This window comes from Lacinutrix jangbogonensis, from assembly GCF_000797445.1.
Taxonomy (GTDB): Bacteria; Bacteroidota; Bacteroidia; order Flavobacteriales; family Flavobacteriaceae; genus Lacinutrix; species Lacinutrix jangbogonensis.
This window is the reverse complement of sequence record NZ_JSWF01000014.1, coordinates 351,965-370,178: the sequence shown is the minus strand read 5'-3', so window position 1 is coordinate 370,178 and position 18,214 is coordinate 351,965. Positions and strand designations below refer to the sequence as shown.

Annotated in this window: 20 protein-coding genes and 2 tRNA genes; 10 read left to right on the top strand and 12 right to left on the bottom strand. The window is 31.4% G+C overall.

Features of this window, described 5'->3' with window-relative positions; translation table 11 throughout:
• The first annotated feature begins 97 nt into the window (after positions 1–97).
• The gene (locus tag RH82_RS02320) at positions 98–736 is read left to right on the top strand and encodes an outer membrane beta-barrel protein (RefSeq protein WP_081979161.1); all 639 of its coding nucleotides are present in this window, start codon (positions 98–100) and stop codon (positions 734–736) included.
• A 62-nt stretch (positions 737–798) separates the two neighbouring features.
• Here the strand turns inward: RH82_RS02320 and RH82_RS02315 are convergent, their stop codons facing one another.
• Complete coding sequence (locus RH82_RS02315) at positions 799–1,905, bottom strand: FKBP-type peptidyl-prolyl cis-trans isomerase (RefSeq protein WP_052158169.1); 1,107 nt, start codon at positions 1,903–1,905, stop codon at positions 799–801.
• Between the two features lie 79 nt (positions 1,906–1,984).
• Here RH82_RS02315 and RH82_RS18655 point away from each other — a divergent pair, with 79 nt between their 5' ends.
• A complete protein-coding gene (locus RH82_RS18655) occupies positions 1,985–2,362 on the top strand; it encodes an RNA-binding S4 domain-containing protein (protein WP_034057677.1) in 378 nt (125 codons plus the stop codon).
• A gap of 27 nt (positions 2,363–2,389) precedes the next feature.
• Positions 2,390–2,893: a phosphoribosyltransferase domain-containing protein gene (locus RH82_RS18650; protein ID WP_034057676.1), complete on the top strand. Its 504-nt coding sequence runs from the start codon at positions 2,390–2,392 to the stop codon at positions 2,891–2,893.
• Here RH82_RS18650 and RH82_RS02300 read toward each other — a convergent pair.
• Positions 2,885–3,403 (bottom strand): shikimate kinase, encoded by a 519-nt coding sequence (locus RH82_RS02300; RefSeq protein WP_034057674.1) that lies wholly within the window; start codon positions 3,401–3,403, stop codon positions 2,885–2,887. The genes RH82_RS18650 and RH82_RS02300 overlap by 9 nt on opposite strands.
• A 124-nt stretch (positions 3,404–3,527) precedes the next feature.
• On the opposite strand from RH82_RS02300, the gene RH82_RS02295 reads away from it, so the two are divergent.
• The 7 genes from RH82_RS02295 to RH82_RS02265 all read left to right on the top strand — a co-directional run bounded on the left by RH82_RS02295 (position 3,528) and on the right by RH82_RS02265 (position 8,680).
• Positions 3,528–3,600 (top strand) — tRNA-Lys (locus RH82_RS02295).
• Positions 3,601–3,649: 49 nt separating this feature from the next.
• Positions 3,650–3,734: transfer RNA gene (locus tag RH82_RS02290), tRNA-Leu, on the top strand.
• A 101-nt stretch (positions 3,735–3,835) separates the two neighbouring features.
• Complete coding sequence (locus RH82_RS02285; protein WP_034057672.1) at positions 3,836–4,774, top strand: MerR family transcriptional regulator; 939 nt, start codon at positions 3,836–3,838, stop codon at positions 4,772–4,774.
• Positions 4,771–6,234 (top strand): phytoene desaturase family protein, encoded by a 1,464-nt coding sequence (locus RH82_RS02280; RefSeq protein ID WP_034057671.1) that lies wholly within the window; start codon positions 4,771–4,773, stop codon positions 6,232–6,234. Before RH82_RS02285 ends, RH82_RS02280 begins: the two co-directional genes overlap by 4 nt.
• Position 6,235: 1 nt before the next feature.
• On the top strand, positions 6,236–7,075 hold the full coding sequence (locus tag RH82_RS02275; RefSeq protein WP_034057668.1) for a phytoene/squalene synthase family protein: 840 nt from the start codon (positions 6,236–6,238) through the stop codon (positions 7,073–7,075).
• Positions 7,075–7,524, top strand: a complete 450-nt coding sequence (locus tag RH82_RS02270; protein ID WP_034057666.1) for a sterol desaturase family protein — start codon at positions 7,075–7,077, stop codon at positions 7,522–7,524. The genes RH82_RS02275 and RH82_RS02270 overlap by 1 nt, the downstream gene beginning before the upstream one ends.
• Before the next feature lie 10 nt (positions 7,525–7,534).
• The gene (locus RH82_RS02265) at positions 7,535–8,680 is read left to right on the top strand and encodes a lycopene cyclase family protein (RefSeq protein ID WP_034057664.1); all 1,146 of its coding nucleotides are present in this window, start codon (positions 7,535–7,537) and stop codon (positions 8,678–8,680) included.
• Here RH82_RS02265 and RH82_RS02260 read toward each other — a convergent pair.
• From RH82_RS02260 to RH82_RS02220, 10 genes are all read right to left on the bottom strand, one after another.
• Positions 8,677–8,976 (bottom strand): hypothetical protein, encoded by a 300-nt coding sequence (locus RH82_RS02260; protein ID WP_156112388.1) that lies wholly within the window; start codon positions 8,974–8,976, stop codon positions 8,677–8,679. The two genes, RH82_RS02265 and RH82_RS02260, sit on opposite strands and share 4 nt — an antisense overlap.
• An 18-nt stretch (positions 8,977–8,994) precedes the next feature.
• Complete coding sequence (locus tag RH82_RS02255) at positions 8,995–9,660, bottom strand: hypothetical protein (RefSeq protein ID WP_034057661.1); 666 nt, start codon at positions 9,658–9,660, stop codon at positions 8,995–8,997.
• Complete coding sequence (locus tag RH82_RS02250) at positions 9,661–10,224, bottom strand: TlpA family protein disulfide reductase (protein ID WP_034057659.1); 564 nt, start codon at positions 10,222–10,224, stop codon at positions 9,661–9,663.
• 120 nt (positions 10,225–10,344) lie between these two features.
• A complete protein-coding gene (locus RH82_RS02245) occupies positions 10,345–11,235 on the bottom strand; it encodes an anti-sigma factor (RefSeq protein WP_034057657.1) in 891 nt (296 codons plus the stop codon).
• A 205-nt stretch (positions 11,236–11,440) separates the two neighbouring features.
• Complete coding sequence (locus tag RH82_RS02240) at positions 11,441–11,959, bottom strand: Crp/Fnr family transcriptional regulator (protein WP_316930891.1); 519 nt, start codon at positions 11,957–11,959, stop codon at positions 11,441–11,443.
• Positions 11,960–12,234: 275 nt separating this feature from the next.
• Positions 12,235–14,502 carry an aconitate hydratase gene (locus RH82_RS02235; RefSeq protein WP_034057654.1) on the bottom strand — a complete coding sequence of 756 codons (2,268 nt, stop codon included), beginning with the start codon at positions 14,500–14,502 and terminating at the stop codon, positions 12,235–12,237.
• A 284-nt stretch (positions 14,503–14,786) separates the two neighbouring features.
• The gene (locus tag RH82_RS19185) at positions 14,787–14,915 is read right to left on the bottom strand and encodes a GldL-related protein (protein WP_394330720.1); all 129 of its coding nucleotides are present in this window, start codon (positions 14,913–14,915) and stop codon (positions 14,787–14,789) included.
• Positions 14,916–14,975: 60 nt separating this feature from the next.
• The gene (locus tag RH82_RS02230) at positions 14,976–15,929 is read right to left on the bottom strand and encodes an AAA family ATPase (protein WP_034057652.1); all 954 of its coding nucleotides are present in this window, start codon (positions 15,927–15,929) and stop codon (positions 14,976–14,978) included.
• A gap of 15 nt (positions 15,930–15,944) precedes the next feature.
• A complete protein-coding gene (locus tag RH82_RS02225; protein ID WP_316930889.1) occupies positions 15,945–17,357 on the bottom strand; it encodes a peptidylprolyl isomerase in 1,413 nt (470 codons plus the stop codon).
• A gap of 1 nt (position 17,358) precedes the next feature.
• Positions 17,359–18,213 (bottom strand): hypothetical protein, encoded by an 855-nt coding sequence (locus RH82_RS02220; protein ID WP_034057650.1) that lies wholly within the window; start codon positions 18,211–18,213, stop codon positions 17,359–17,361.
• Position 18,214: the final 1 nt, after the last annotated feature.

The window sequence follows — 18,214 nt, the reverse complement described above, 5'->3', positions numbered from 1 at the left end:
TTTTTATTTTTATTATTATCTTACAAACTTATAGAATAAGAAAATATATTGCAGCGATCATCGTTACAGGTATAGTTCACATTTAAAAACGACACTAATGAAAAATTTTGCAAAGTTTTATAATCACTTCATTAACAAAAGTGATTTAAGTAAAAGGGTATGTTTAACAGTAATTTTTGTTTTGGTTATTGCCTCATCTGCAATAGCTCAAAACGGAAGAGGATTTGGAATTAAAGCTGGTCTAAACTACAATACTAATGGCGATTATTATAATTCGGCTACTAATACATTTCACAATCCAAAAAGCGCAATAGGTTTTCATATTGGTGTTTTTGGTAAAATAGGAGGAAAATTATACATAAAGCCAGAACTCATGTACACAAAAACTACTAGTGAGTATGCGACAGGAGATTTTAGCTTGCAACGTATTGATGCGCCTATTTTAGTTGGTTTAAAAATCATAGGCCCAGTGAGTATTTTTGCTGGTCCAGCGTTTCAATATATTTTAAATTCGGATATAGAGAATGCAACAGTTGTTAAAATAGAAAATGATTTTTCAGTAGGCCTTAATTTTGGGGTTGCAGTGCATTTTAATTCCTTTGGAATAGACCTGCGTTATGAGCGTGGTTTTACTGAAAACGAAACTACAGTTGTTTTAAATAATTCTCAACTTAATGTAGATAGAATAGATTCTAGACCAAGTCAGTTAATATTGAGTCTTTCGGTTAAATTATAGAACCTATAGCGTATAAAAAAAAGCTGATTTAATTGTCACTTTTTTTATTGATTTATTTAAAACTATTCTAATTCAGTGGTTACCGAACTATCTAAATAATTTGGAGTCCCATCATTATTATCATCAGGAACAGTAAGTGTATGTAAAGTAAATGTACCATCTAACTCACCTTCAATACTAATAAATATTTCATCTGTAGCTGTAATAGCATCAAAATATGATTGTGCCTCAGCTTTTGTCATAAATTGATTTTCATCCACATCTTCTTCATATTCATTTTGCACGACTTCGTTTCTAGTTAAAACGCCATCTCCATCATCATCGTTGTCTATGAAATTCACTAATAAATCACCATCTATATTGTCTTCTTCTCCGTCAATATTTCCATCTGGATGTTCTATATGTGAAGGCACTCCGTCTAAGTCATAATCTGTATTACTTCTAGAAATCACCTTCAAATTAAAAAATAATGGAGAGTATATTGGTATAGCAGAAGTTGGTGGTAAAGAAAAATAACCTAAACCTGAATGCATAAAGACTACTCCTAGTCCATGATCGTTGTAAGTTATAGATCCATCTGCATTTTCTGTATAACCCGTAGATGTTTTAAACTCTGTAATACCCTCTCTAAACCCTGGAACTACTCCTCCAATGCTTCCAACTCCTGTTAGATTAAACGGTTGCCCATTTTCAATATTGACAGCACTATCAAATAAAGTACCATCTAGTATTGTCCCTCTGTAAAGCATAGCGGCAGCATCTAAAGGACTTATAGCATCTCCTTCACCTTCTCTAACTTTTAAAATATATAGGTTGTAATCTATATCGTCTTGATCAACTATTTTTATATCCAATCTTGGATAAACACCATCCGCTTGATTTAAATAATTATAGATAGGCGTTTTATCTTGAGTCCCATTATCCGCAGAAATTGTATCTAAAACTAAATTGAAATCATTGTTCGCAGGATTAGTCGCATCGGAAAAATCGAAATCTTCATAATTAAAAAAATGTGTTTCTAAATAAGTTTGAATTTCTATGTCATTCTCATCATAAACTTCTTGTCTATCACGATCTGGAATAATTTCAAATTCTGGTTCATCATCTTTACAAGAGAAAGCGATAAAAAACAACGATAAAGTTGGGATTAAAAATTTTCTTAAATTCATTTTTGCTTATTTTTGGGTGCAAGATAAACTATATAATAATTTTGTACAGTATCATTAACGTAGAATTAAGTTAAATTATATGCGAATTGACAAGTATTTATGGTGTGTTAGATATTTTAAAACAAGAAATATCGCTACAACAGCATGTAAAAAAGGACACATAAAGGTTAATGGGCAAGTTGTAAAACCAAGTAGAGAGATATATCCTACAGATAAAATTGAAATACGAAAGAATCAAATTAACTATACTGTTACTGTTTTAGATGTACCACCAAATCGCGTTGGAGCAAAACTAGTCGATATTTATAGAGTAGACACTACACCCAAATCGGCTTTCGAATCTCAAGAACTACTTAAGTATGCAAAAGATTATTATAGAAAAAAAGGGACTGGAAGGCCTACTAAGAAAGATCGAAGAAATATTGATGATGTCTACAGAGAAAATGAAGAAGAATAAATACTCATCAAATTAACACAAAAAAAAATGACTACTTTAAAAAATTGTATTCTTTCTCATGATGAGATAACACACAAAATACGAAGAATTGCTTATCAAATTTATGAAGATAACAGCAATGAAACCACGGTGGTTTTAGCAGGAATAGATTCTAATGGTTACCTTTTTGCGAAAAAAATAAAATCCGTATTAAGTAAAATATCACCAATAGAACCTATTTTATGTAAAGTAATAATAGATAAGAAAAACCCATTAGAGACTATAAAAACATCTATTAAAAAAGAGGAGTATAAAAATAAATCTGTAATCCTAATTGATGATGTTTTAAACTCAGGCACCACATTAATTTATGGCGTTAAACATTTTTTAGATGTGCCCTTAAAGAAATTCAAAACTGCCGTACTTGTAAATAGGAACCATAAAAAATATCCTGTTAAAGCAGATTTTAAAGGCATTTCGTTATCCACGTCATTAAATGAACATGTTGAAGTTATTTTAGAAGGTAAAAATTATGAAGTAAATTTAAAATAACTGAAGTATAATATTTTTAACAATAGCATCTACAGAATTATTAGCGTTAATCTTCACTTCTGCCTTATTGTAAAAGTAAGATCTTTCAAAAAGATGCTTCCCAATAAACTCTGCTAAAAGAACATCTGTCTCTATATGAGCAATTACTGGTCTTTTAGATGTTTCTCCTTTAAGCCTATTAACCAAGACAGAAATACTTGCGTTAAGGTATACTGTTTTTACACCAGAATTAGCCACCAAAGTCTCCATTGTGTTATAATAACATGGTGTACCACCTCCTAGAGAAACTATCGTGTTATTTGAGTGTTTTAAAAGTGAATCTAAATACTCTTTTTCTTTTTTTCTAAAATACAGCTCACCAGAATCTGTAAAAATCTCGTTTATCGACTTATTTTCATTCTTTTCAATCACATTATCCAAATCTTCAAAGTCAAAAGAAAGAATTTTCGCAAGTTCTGTACCAATTTTCGACTTTCCAGATGCCATATATCCAAGTAAAACAATATTCATTTTTAGGCTTATTATTTGATTATTAAAGATGTAGAAATAGTAAGTACAAAAAAACAAAAATATTTTTAAAAATACGCTTGTATTATTAATAAAACGTTTTATATTTGCACCCCAATAAGGAAAAGACCTGGTAGCTCAGTTGGTAGAGCATCTCCCTTTTAAGGAGAGGGTCCTGGGTTCGAGCCCCAGCCCGGTCACTAAAAAAGTTAAGCTCTGCTTAACTTTTTTTTTTATTTAATTTTAAATGCGCACGTGGCGGAATTGGTAGACGCGCTGGCTTGAGGGGCTAGTGATCGCTTAGATCGTGGAAGTTCGAGTCTTCTCGTGCGCACTAAAATAATCATCATTCTTTTCATTTCTTCTACATAATTATTACAAAAACTTTGTTAATATTGGCGCTATTACATTTTGTTTAATTAATTTAGCCATAGAATGAACAATATAAAAACAAAGTTTAGTATTAAAGACCTTGAAAACTTATCAGGCATTAAGGCTCATACCATTAGAATTTGGGAAAAGCGCTATAGTCTTTTTCAACCAAATAGATCTGAGACTAACATTAGGAACTATAGCTTAAAAAGTTTACAGAGAATATTAAATATTAGCTATCTTAATAAAAACGGTTTTAAGATTTCTAAGATTGCAAAATTAAATGATGAAGAAATATCTTTATTTGTAAATGAAATTTCTGAAAAGCAAAGAAATAACAATTCTGCAATTAATGCTTTCAAAATGTCAATGTTCAGTTTTGATCAATCCCTATTTTATTCAACATTTAATGAATTGGCTTCTAAGTACACTTTTACTGAAATATTTTATTTGTTTTTTGTACCGTTTCTAGATGAAATCGGTCTCTTATGGCAAACCGATACATTAACACCAGCTCATGAGCATTTTATAGTTGAGTTAATTAAACAGAAAATTTTAGTGAATACAGAAAAAGCTATTAGTAAAACTAAAGTTACAAACAAGGACCAAGCATATGTTTTGTTTCTTCCGGCTAATGAAGTTCATGAACTAGGTTTATTATTTATAAATTACGAATTATCTGAAAAAGGATTACATACCATCTATTTAGGACAAAGTGTACCTACTGATAGTTTGGAATATGTAAAAGATTACTATAACGATATTACATTTATTTCAAGTTTTACAGTAAAGCCAGAAGCAGAAATAATAGATCAATACATACAAGAACTTACTCGTAAAGTATTACTTAATACAAATAATAAGCTTTATATTTCTGGAAGGCAAGCACAAGCCATAGATACCAGTCTAATAAATGATCAAATATTTATATCAGAATCTAGTGAACAGGTTTTAAACAATTTAACTTTCAATAACCATAAAGTGGTCAACAGTAATATATGAGTAAAAATATAGCTATAATAGGCTCTGGATTCTCTGCATTATCGGCTTCCTGCTATCTTGCCAAATATGGAAATCAAGTAACAGTTTTTGAGAAAAACGATACTATTGGTGGTAGATGTAGACAAGTAAAAAAAGAAGGATTCACTTTTGACATAGGACCTAGTTGGTATTGGATGCCAGACATATTTGATAAGTTTTTTGCTGATTTCGAGAAGAAAACTTCTGATTATTACCAATTAGATAAGTTGTCTCCAGCCTACAAAATTTTTTTTAAAGATGATGAAATTACCATAGGAGATACTATGGATAAAATTTGTGAAGAATTTGAGCGCATAGAGCCAGGTAGCTCAGTTGCACTAAAAAAATTCATTAAAAAAGCTGGTAAAAACTACGATATTGCTATAAATAAAGTGGTTTTAAAACCTGGAATTTCACCCTTGGAATTAATTACACCAGAAACAGCAATGCGCGTGGATCAGTTTTTTAAAACCATTAGTAGTGATGTTAGAAAAAGTTTTAAAAACCCTAAATTAATTTCTACTTTGGAATTTCCAGTTTTGTTTTTAGGCGCGAAGCCAAATAAAACGCCATCGTTCTACAATTTCATGAATTATGCCGATTTTGGTTTAGGGACTTGGCACCCCAAAGGTGGCATGTATGAAATTGTTAAAGCAATGAAAGCCTTATCAGAAAGTCTTGGTGTTAAAATAAACACCAATAGTCCTGTTTCAAAAATAAACATTGAGAACAAAAAAGCGAGCTCAATCATTGTAAATAATAAAACAATAAATTTTGATGTTGTTCTGAGTGGTGCAGATTACCATCACTCTGAAACATTACTGGATCAAGAGTACAGACAATATTCTGAAAGATATTGGGCAAAAAAAACCTTTGCACCTTCATCGTTACTGTTTTACGTAGGTTTTAATAAAAAACTAAAAAACATAGAGCATCACAATTTATTTTTTGATACTAATTTTGAAAAACATGCTCAGGATATTTACGATGATCCAAAATGGCCTACAGAACCATTGTTTTATGCCAATTTTCCATCGGAAACAGACAAAAGCATGGCTCCTGAAGGCTGTGAAACAGGATTTTTTTTAATTCCTATTGCTCCAGGTATTGAAGATACAGAAGAATTGAGACAGCACTATTTTGATATCATTATGGCTCGTTTTGAGACCTTGACAAAACAAGATGTGAAAAACAATATAATATTTAGAGATTCCTTTTGCGTTAAAGACTTTATAAAAGAGTATAATTCTTACAAAGGCAATGCATACGGTATGGCGAATACGCTTTTGCAAACTGCTTTTTTAAGGCCTAAATTAAAAAGTAAAAAAGTTAAAAACCTATACTTTACGGGACAATTAACCGTTCCAGGTCCAGGTGTTCCTCCAGCTATAATTTCTGGAAAACTGGTAGCAGAATTAATAAATAAACACCACAATAATTAAAATGAAAGCATTATTCGATTCGGTTTCTAATAGTTGTAGTAAGATTGTTACCCAGTCTTACAGCACCTCTTTTTCTATGGCAACCAAAATGCTAGCGAACACTATTAGACAAGATATTTATAATATTTATGGTTTTGTTAGATTTGCAGATGAGATTGTAGATACTTTTCACGATTACGATAAAGAAACACTATTTAAAAGATTTGAAGCCGATTTAGAACATGCTTTAATAGATAAAATAAGCTTAAACCCTATCTTGAATTCTTTTCAACAGACCTTCCATAAATATAATTTAGAAAAGCACATGGTAGATTCTTTTATGCAAAGCATGAAACTAGATCTATCTAAATCTACATATTTAACGGAAGAAGAATACAAAGATTACATTTATGGTTCTGCAGATGTTGTTGGGCTTATGTGCTTAAAAGTTTTTGTAAATGGGGATAATAAAAAATATAACGAATTAAAAAACTCCGCGATGTCTTTAGGTTCTGCTTTTCAAAAAGTAAATTTCTTAAGAGATTTAAAAGCAGATTTCGATGTTTTAGAACGCACTTATTTTCCCAATACAGATTTAAATAATTTGGACGAAAATGCGAAGCAACTTATTATTAATGATATTGAAAACGATTTCTCAAAAGGTTTAGAAGGTATAAAACTTTTACCATTAGAAGCTAAATTTGGTGTTTTTATGGCTTATCGTTATTATAATCAGTTATTAAAAAAATTAAAGAAAACACCTGCCTTAGATATTAAAAACACTAGAGTAAGAGTACCAAACTATAAAAAAGTAGAACTATTAACTAGGAGTTACGTAAAATATCAACTAAATTTATTGTAATGCAAATACTATTCTGGATACTCGTTTTTTTAGCAACATTTAGCACTATGGAATTTATGGCGTGGTCTACGCATAAATATGTAATGCACGGTTTTTTATGGTCTTTACACAAAGATCATCACCATAAAGAGCATGATAGCTGGTTTGAGCGCAATGATGCATTTTTTATTTTTTACGCAGTAGTTAGCATGACCTGTTTTTATCTTTGGAGTTACGAAGCTATTTGGTATTGTTTACCAATAGGCCTGGGTATAATGGCATATGGAGCAGCTTACTTTATTGTTCATGATATTTTTATTCATCAACGTTTTAAGCTTTTAAGAAAGGCTAATAATTGGTACGCGAAAGGCGTAAGAAGAGCTCATAAAATGCACCACAAGCATTTAGGTAAAGGTGATGGAGAGTGTTTTGGGATGCTATTTGTTCCATTTAAATATTTTAAACGCTAATTTTCTCTCAATGTCAATTAGCAACTCTTTCGATTATATTATTATAGGTAACGGTCTTGCTGGTTTTCAATTGGCTTTAGCACTTGCTGAAGATTCCTTTTTCGATGGAAAGCAAGTTGCCTTAATAGATAAATCGCCAAAGACTAAAAATGATAAAACCTGGAGTTTCTGGGAAGAAGGCAAAGGAAAATGGGATGATATAATTACAAAATCTTGGAATGAATCTTTGTTTTTCTCTTCTAAGAAACAACTCACTTTAAACCTTAACCCTTACACTTATAAAACTATACATGCTTTAGACTTTTACACTGAAGCGAAACGGATACTTAAAGCTAAAACTAATTTTTATTTTATTGTAGATGACGTTCTTTCTTTAGAAGACTCATCTAAAACAATAGTAAAAACAGAATTTAACTCCTACTCTGCCCATCATGTTTTTGATAGTAGAATTACTGAAGATTACTTTTCAGAATTAAACAATTACACTAAAATTATTCAGCATTTTAAAGGTATAATTATTGAAACGGAAACACCTAGCTTTAATCCTGAACAATTTACAATGATGGATTATAGGTTAAAAGATGGAGAACAAACCACCTTTACTTATGTATTACCTTTATCTGAAACGACAGCACTTGTTGAATTCACCTATTTTACTACAACAGTTGTAGACGAGGTAACTTATGATAGATTCATAAAAAAGTATATTTCTGAGGTTTTAAAAATTGATAACTATTCCATTTTAGAAACCGAAAGCGGTAGTATTCCAATGACTAATTTTCCTTTCGAAAACTATTCTACAAAAAATATAACTAAAATTGGTACAGGTGGTGGTTGGGTAAAAGGTTCTACTGGTTATTCTTTTAAACACACCGAAAAGAAAGTTGCTATTATTATTAAAAATTTAAAACAAAGCAAAAAGCCTTCAAAAGGTCTGTTTAAACAAAAATATAAGTTTTACGATAAGATTTTTCTTAAAGTTTTAGAAGATGAAAACGAGAAAGGAGAATGGATTTTCGAGCAATTTTATGATAAAAACAACATAGAAACTATGCTTAGATTTCTAGACGAAGAATCTACGTTTATAGAAGAATTAAAAATTATGAAATCCTTATTTTCTTCAGCCTTTATAAAGGCTTTTTTTAAGACGCTTTAATTTTCATTTTCACAGTTTCTATAATCACATAAATAATCATATGATGATATCATATTGTCTGCATCACTAGTTGTTTTAAAAGTAAATTTAGAGAATGGCACATAAAAGTTAAAATCATTTTCTTTAAAATTTTGAAAGATTACTTTCTCTTTAAAAAAATTATCTATTGAGGATTGTTTGAGGAATTTAGATTGATATATCTTACAATCTATAACAGCGAAATCCATATTATCACCTATTAATGTATTCTCATAAACTGCCTTTTTAAGCTCGCCTTTTTCTACTGCATTAATCAAAAACTCATTTACCAAATCTCAATTAGCTTGATAACTATGTCTATAAAGCGCATGGAATTTTATCATTGGACTAATTAAGCTATCATTATAAATAAGAGCACCTATTTTGTCTTCATTAGGAAATCCTTTGTTTTTTATTAATCGAAATAAAAGTGAATCTAAAAAAACTGTTTTATCAAAAACATTTGATAAATCAATTTTTTTTGAAGGCAATAAACAATAAGCTTGCTGATCGATATCTAATAAAATTTCTAGAGAGTCAATCATCTCATTATCCAAATGCTCTTTAAAATATTTTGTGTGTTTATCATAATTTTCAACAAATTGTTTCCATTCTTTAGTTTCATGAAATGATTTAAAAATTTTCTTTTCAAAATAAGATAATTCAACACCTTTTTTAACTAATCGTTCAGACCAGACTAAAGCTTGATTCCAGCCTTTAACTTTTATTGCTAAATTTAGAGCGTTGTTCATATCAAAAGCTAACATATTTTTACGAATACTATAGGCATTGTTAAAATATGTACTTGCAGAATCATATTCATTAGAAAGCAATTGCTTTTCAGCTTTAAATATTGTAGAATCGTAATCTTCAAATTTAAGACCTTCATTAATCGCTTTTTTACAAGAAAACACATTTATAAAAAGGGAGACAAATACTAAAACCTTTATATATTTTTTCATTTAGTTTTTCAATAATTCATCTATAGTATTACGAACCGTTTCACTATTCCAATTTGCAGCACCAGATTCGTCAATAATAATATTTCCATTTCTGTCTAATAGAAAGGTTCTAGGAATGCTTTTTACATTAAACGTTTCGGGAGCTTCAGATAAAGGTGAATAGATTTTTAAATTATAGTTGTTTTTTTTCAAGAAAGCCTCGATTACTTCTTGCGCTTCATCAGAAACTAAAATGAATTCTATTTTATCACTATAATCTTTGTACAACGCTTGAAGTGAAGGTATTTCTGCAATACAAGGAGGACACCAGGTTGCCCACATATTTACAAGGGTAACTTTTCCTTTCGCTTGATCTAAATGATAGCTATTACCTTCTAAATCCCGCAATTTCCAATTATAGCTACTTACTTGCTCTCTAGCATTATTCTTTTCAACGCTTGGGCTCACTTTTGCCATTATAGTATGTATGGCTATTTGAATTTGCTGTCTACTTTGCGGAATAATTAACAAAGCAATGATTACTATGAAAATTATATTTTTAGCTGAAACCTTTCTTGTTGCCATAATTTAAAATAATGAAGCGTTAATTTTACAATTAACACTTCAAATCTAATAAAAACAAACTATACTATAACACCTTATAAACTCTATTTATTGAGATGAAATATAGTATTCTGTACTATTTTATCTAGTTACTGTACCTGTTGGTAATGAATCTAAGTTTAAGCTCAAATCATGAGTTGCAGGCGCTGTTGCTGCTCCTGCAGCACCAACTAATGGCTTCATTGCGAATGGTGCTGGAGAATTATCTGGAAATGGCTCTATAGAAATTACAGCTGTACGTCCTCTAACATCTAAAGGAAATGTAAATCCTGTAGGTGTATTTAAGAAAAAATCTTCTCCTGGGATTGGAGGACCTGCATTATTTTGTGTGCCACTAAAATTATTAGAATCATCTACCTCAGTAACACCTGTAAATGTTCCTGTTGAAATTGGACCAACTCCATCAACAACAACCCATCCTTCATACTTCCATCCTGGAGCTAATGTTGGCAAACCTAGTCCTGCTGCTGGAGGCATTGTTCCTGGAGTACCAAACCATATTCCATTTTCATCATTTCCATTATTAGTTCCTGTCTCATCGGTAGGCGTTCTTAAAAAGAATCTACCCCATGAACCTGTAAACATATCTGCGTTTGTTGTTACTGGAGCAACCCAAACATTAGCCGAATTACCAGAGAAATCACCTGCTAATACTTTTGTTGCTGCTGGTAATGGATCCAAATCCTCTGCTGGCTCAATTGATAATACAAATTTAGTTGCTACATTTAATTGAACAGTATTTACTTGAAAGGTTTGTGGAAAAGCTACAGAGCTAAATGTTCCTGTAGATACTGGAATCCCTTCTACAATTACCCAACCTTCATACACAAAATTAGCTCCAAGGGCTTCTAATCCATTAAGATTAATGGTTAAACCTGAAGTTGTTGATACTACTGTTGCATCGTCGTCGTTACTACAAGAGGTGGCAAAAAGTCCTATTGCCAAGGCTCCTAAAATCATTTTTTTAATCATTGCTACGTTTTTTTTTAAGTTTGTATTTGTTATTACAAAATTAGCAGAGTAGATACTTATTAAATGTTAGCTAGCTAACATAAGGCCATTTTTATGAAAAAAATTAAAAGAAACAAGCTTAGATATTCGTTTATAAACAAAAAACCATAGCATTTGCTATGGTTTTGGTTTGTGTTTATAACTGTAAAAAAAAGTTTTTTATAAATTATGCTGATGTTTTATACATTCTTATTTCATTTCTATTAAAATCCAAAACCTTTTCTTCTTTCAATTCATTAATTAAAATATTTAATGTTGGTCTAGAAGTTCCAATTAATGAAGCAATGTCTTTTTGTGTATAAGGATGTTTGATCACGTGATCTCCTGTTTTTTCACAATCGTAACCATATTCTGTACACAATTCATCCAAAAACTCAAGTAATCTTGTTTTAGTGTCTTTAAACATTAAAAGCTGAAGTCGTCTTTCTAATTTTTTAAATTTAAAACCAATGAATTTATAGACTTTAAAACTAAACGTTTGATTATCTCTCATGAGTTCATGCATGGTATCAACTCCAATTGGACAAATTGAAGTTTCATTGTCAATAGACTGAGCGAATTCATCTCTTTTCGTTTCTCCTAAAATTGCTTTTTCCCCAAATAATTGTCCTTTAGACAAAATAGCTTTTACGACTTCTTCTCCTGCTTCACTATAATAACCGACTTTAACTTTTCCTTTTTCTATAAGGTAAACTTTGTTAGCAGAGTCTTCTGTAAAGTAGATGTAATCTTTTTTTTGTAGGCGTCAAAATCGTGCTCTTTCTCATATGCTTTAAACTTGTGCGGACATAATACTTTGAAAAGATTAGTGTCTTCGAAAAACCAAAGTGGGTTCATGTAATCTGTTTGTTGACTATTAGATAATTCACAGTCGTAATTATTATACAAAACTTACATATTAAACAAAAAAAGCTCCTAATAAATATTAGGAGCTTTTAAAATTTTATATGTACAATCTAATTAAACATTTTCCTTTTTAATTAAGTTTAATGCAGAACCTTCATTATACCAATCGATTTGAGATTGATTATAGGTATGGTTTAACATAATTATATCTTTAGCCCCATCTGCATGAACAACTTCTAATGTTAATTGTTTTCCTGGCGAAAAATCTGCCATGTCAACAAAATTAAAAGTATCATCTTCTAGAATTAAATCATATTCACTTTCATTTGCAAATGTTAAACCTAACATCCCTTGCTTTTTAAGGTTTGTTTCGTGAATACGCGCAAAAGACTTTACAATAACCGCTACAACACCAAGATGTCTTGGCTCCATTGCTGCATGTTCTCTAGAAGAACCTTCTCCATAGTTATGATCTCCAACAACAATTGTATGCACTCCGGCAGCTTTATATGCTCTTGCTGTATCTGGCACACCACCAAACTCACCAGTTAATTGGTTTTTAACAAAGTTGGTTTTCTTACCAAATGCATTAATAGCACCAATTAAACAGTTATTAGAAATATTATCTAAATGTCCACGGAAACGCAGCCAAGGTCCGGCCATAGAAATATGGTCTGTTGTACATTTTCCAAAGGCTTTAATTAATAATTTAGCACCATTAATTTCACTACCAATAGGCTCGAAAGGTGTTAATAATTGTAAGCGCTCTGATGTTGGGCTAACTACAACATTTACTCCACTTCCATCTGCTTCAGGAGCTAAGTAACCATTCTCTTTAACTTCGAAACCTTTTGGTGGTAATTCCCATCCTGTTGGCTCATCGAACATTACTTCTTCACCGTTTTCGTTGATTAAAGTATCTTTTAACGGATTAAAATCTAAACGACCTGCAATTGCAATTGCAGCTGTTATTTCTGGTGATGCAACGAATGCGTGTGTATTTGGGTTTCCATCTGCACGCTTAGCAAAATTTCTATTAAACGAATGCACAATACTATTTTTAGGTGCATTTTTCGGATCGCTATATCTAGCCCATTGTCCAATACATGGTCCACAAGCGTTTGTAAATATTTTAGCGTCTAATTTTTCGAAAATTCCTAAAATACCATCACGAGCTGCTGTATATCTTACTTGTTCAGAACCTGGATTAATACCTAATTCTGCTTTCATTTTTACTCCTTTATCTAAAGCTTGTTGCGCAATAGAAGATGCACGTGATAAATCTTCATAAGAAGAGTTTGTACACGATCCTATTAATCCCCATTCTACTTGAATAGGCCAATCGTTAGCCTTTGCTTTTTCAGACATATCTTTACCAACTGGTGTCGATAAATCTGGTGTAAAAGGGCCGTTTAATAATGGTCCTAATTCTGATAAGTTAATTTCAATAACTTGATCAAAATACTGTTCTGGACTAGCATAAACTTCTGGATCTCCAGTTAAATACTCTTTAATTTTATTGGCTTCGTCTGCAACATCAGCTCTATCTGTAGCACGTAAATAACGTTCCATAGACGCATCGTAACCAAAAGTTGAAGTTGTTGCTCCAATCTCGGCTCCCATATTACAAATCGTTCCTTTTCCTGTACAAGACATAGAAATAGCACCTTCGCCAAAATACTCAACAATTGCTCCCGTTCCTCCTTTTGCAGAAACGATACCTGCTACTTTTAAAATAACATCTTTTGGTGCTGTCCATCCAGATAATTTACCTGTTAACTTAACACCTATTAATTTAGGAAATTTAAGCTCCCAAGCCATTCCAGCCATAACATCTACAGCATCTGCTCCACCAACACCAATCGCTACCATTCCTAATCCACCAGCATTTACTGTATGGGAATCTGTACCGATCATCATTCCTCCTGGAAATGCATAATTTTCTAATACCACTTGGTGAATAATTCCTGCACCTGGTTTCCAAAAACCTAAGCCATATTTATTAGATACTGATTCTAAGAAATTAAAAACTTCACTACTTGTATTGTTAGCATTTTTTAAATCTGTAGAAGCACCATCTTTTGCCTGAATTAAATGATCACAATGCGTTGTAGTTGGCACCGCAACTTTGTTTTTACCTGCTTGCATAAATTGCAATAAAGCCATTTGAGCTGTCGCATCTTGTAAAGCAATACGATCTGGAGCAAAATCTACATAATCTTTACCTCTAGTAAAAGCTTTAGTAGCTTTTCCATCCCAAAGGTGATTGTATAAAATTTTCTCTGAAAGTGTTAATGGTTTTCCAACGACTTCACGAGCTGCATCAACGCGTTCTGCCATTTGGCTATAAACCTTCTTAATCATATCAATATCAAATGCCATATGCTAATAGTTTTAGGTTGTTATTGTTTAGTAAAAAATCCGTACCAATAGTAATCGGAATCGGGATTGCAAAAATACAAAATATTGAAGAATTTAAAAAATTTGTAACGAATTACGAAAACGTTTGCGAATAACTCAATAAAAATAAAAAAACGAGTTGAAATATTATTAAAATGATAATTTTAGGATTAAAAAAATAGCAAATTAATAAGTCGAGTGCGTTAATATTCACTAGTTATAAAGATTTCTAAAATAAATTTTCACTATTCGAGGATAACAGCTATTTATTTCTTCAAGAAGTATTTAATAAGAATAACCATTACAACCAACAATCCAATAACTTCAAAAATTAAACCTAGCATTAATATTTCGCTTCCATACGGCCCATGTTGAATTTTGAATAGCGCACTTATAACAGTAAAATTATTCCTAAAAGAAGATAACTAATGGAAGAACACACTGCTTAGCTTTCATTAAAACAGGCTTTTAATAATCTGCTCTGCAGTTACACCTTCAGCTTCAGCTTTATAGTTTTTAATTATTCTGTGCGTTAAAATACTTTGAGCTACAGCTTGTACATTTTCAATATCTGGAGAAAACTTCCCATTAATTGCGGCGTGCGTTTTTGCTGCTAATATTAAGTTTTGAGAGGCTCTTGGTCCTGCTCCCCAATCTATATATTGTTTTACTAAATCTGACGCAGTATCTTTATTTGGTCTTGTTTTAGCGACCATTTTAACTGCATACTCAATGACATTATCTGCTACAGGAATACGCCTAATTAATTGTTGAAAATCTATAATCTCTTGTGCATTAAATAACGCATTTACAGATGGTTTAGCATCGCTTGTTGTTGCTTTAACAACTTGCACTTCTTCCTCAAAAGTTGGATAATCTAAATTAATAGCAAACATAAAACGGTCTAACTGTGCTTCTGGCAAAGGATACGTTCCTTCTTGCTCAATAGGATTCTGTGTTGCCAATACAAAGTATGGTAAATCTAATTTGTAATTATGTCCTGCGACCGTAACAGACCTTTCTTGCATAGCTTCTAATAAAGCCGCTTGCGTTTTTGGAGGTGTACGATTTATTTCATCTGCTAAAATAATATTAGCAAAAATTGGTCCTTTTATAAATTTAAAATTGCGACTCTCGTCTAGAATTTCACTTCCAAGAATATCACTAGGCATTAAATCTGGCGTAAATTGTATACGTTTAAAATCTAATCCTAAAGATTGTGCAATGGTATTTACCATTAACGTTTTTGCTAATCCTGGCACGCCTATTAATAAAGCATGACCTCCAGAAAAAATGGAAATTAATATTTGGTTTACAACGTCGTCTTGACCTACAATTACTTTTGCAATCTCTTGTCTTAATGCGTTATACTTGGTTACTAATTGGTTGATAGCTGCTACGTCTGACATTCGTTTTATTCTATATTATTTTTTTAGCCAATTGTTGGTGAAATCACAATCTCTATAATCTCCGCTTATTTTAATGTAAGTATCTAAAATGTTTTCTTCTTGCCATTTTCCGATAGTCTCTAAACGTTTTTCGCTTAATGCTAATTCTTTAATTTTTAAGTAATCGCGAGAATAATCTGCTTCATGCTCATTTATTCTATCTGTTACAGTAAGAATTTTATAAAGAACATTACCAATCTCGTCTCTATCCACAAGAACATCAGACACGGTATTGTTCTCTAAATCTTGAATTTTAACGTAGATTTCGGTATCTATTTTGGTTAACTCAAAATTATAATCTTGTGTTGCAGGATTAATTAATTGCCCTCCTTGAAATTTAGTTTCTACTTCATCACTAACTTCTCTTGCAGCATCTGCAAAAGTTATATTCCCTTCTTCTATATTTTTCTTAGTCTCTTCAATTTTATCTTTAGCAGCTTTAACAGAGCTTTCTGCAACTTCTGGTATCATTAATATGTGTCTTACATCATATTCCTGACCTCTAATTTTCTCAAGTAATACAATATGATAGCCGTATTGCGTTTTAAAAGGGTCTGAAATCTCGCCTTCTTGTAAAGAAAATGCTACTTCTCTAAATTCTTTAACCATTCTTGGTCTAGCCCTATTCATTGGAGGTAATTGTCCACCATTTTTTTTAGAACCTGGATCGTCTGAATTAAATAATGCTTTAGATCTAAAATTTCCGCCATTCTCTTCAACATCCTTTTTTATAGATTTTAGTTTATTGATAACCTTGTCTATTTCTTCTTGCGTTGCTACTGGCTTTATAACTATTTGTGCAACTTTAAGCTCTGTACCAAATTCTGGACGTTGGTCTTTAGGTATTTTATTAAAAAACTGACGAACCTCCTCTGGTGTTACCTCGATTTCATCAATAATTTTACCTTGCATTTCGACTCCCAATTTTTGAGATTTATTGATTTCGAACATTTCATCTCTTAAACTCTGCTCGTCTGCTTTTTTATAAAAATCAAGAACTTGCTGCATATCCCCACCAACCCGTTGTTTAATTTCTTGTAATTGCTGATTAACATATGAACGAATTTCGGCATCATTAACAACAATACTATCTTGTATTGCTTGGTGTGCATATAATTTATCTTCTAAAAGCTTTCCAAATAATTGACATCTAGTAAATGCAGATGGATCTCCACCTTGTGCTTTTAATTGTAGAAATGTTTTGTCAATATCGGACTCTAAAATAATATAGTCACCAACCACTGCTGCAACACCATCTACTTTTATGTTTGTAGTAGGCTTTATACTGTCTGCTACTTTTTCTTCTTTCGGTGTTTCATCTATAATTTCTTGCGCTAATATTCCATTAGTGACAAAAAGCGTTAAGCATACTGCTATTATATGTTTCAAATTAATTGTAAATTTCAAATTGTTTATTTTTAATTGCATCCTTTGTAATATCTTTTTCTAGTTGCCTAATAAGTTCTAGCTTACGCTTGTTTACAACTATTTGTTTAATAGTTGGATGCACATATTCTAAAGGCGCTTCCGCAGTTCTAAGTAGGACATCGTTAATTTGCATCAAATATAGTCCTAATGAATCTTTGCGTTGTATAAAATTAGATTTTTTTAACAGTTCATTTTTATTAGCACTTGTAACTGTTGGAATTTTTGTTATGACTTGATCTAATCTTATCCAAACCGAGTCGTTTAATGAATAGGACTTAAATTGAATTGCTATGGAATCTAGCTCGCGTTTGTCATCCTCATTAAAACGTTTAAATTTTTTCTTGATTTCTTTTAAATCGAGCCTGTTTTCATCTAAATTAATATATCTAAATTTTATGAGGTCTTCATTAAGTTTAAAAGCTTGTTTATTTTCGTCGTAATATTTTTTAGCTTCTGCTTTAGAAACGGCAGTATCAAGATTCTTATACACCAATGCTTCTAAATATGCTTTGCTATATAAATCGTTTCGGTATTGGTTTACTAAAGCATTAAACTCATCCTGAGTCTTTTCGTTTAAATTTAATGCAGCACCTTGAACCAACAATTGTTGTGTTGCCCAATTATTAATAAAATTGTTTACAATAACAGTACTATCTGCTTTAGTATAATTTTCAGGAAGTAAGTTTTTAATATCGTCTTTATATAAATAACTGTCCTTAACTCTAGCTATTGGGTCTTGTGTTTCTGTTTGCTTAAAATAATCGCAGGAAGCGAAAGAGAAAGCAATGATAAGGCATAATACAAGTCGCTTAAACATA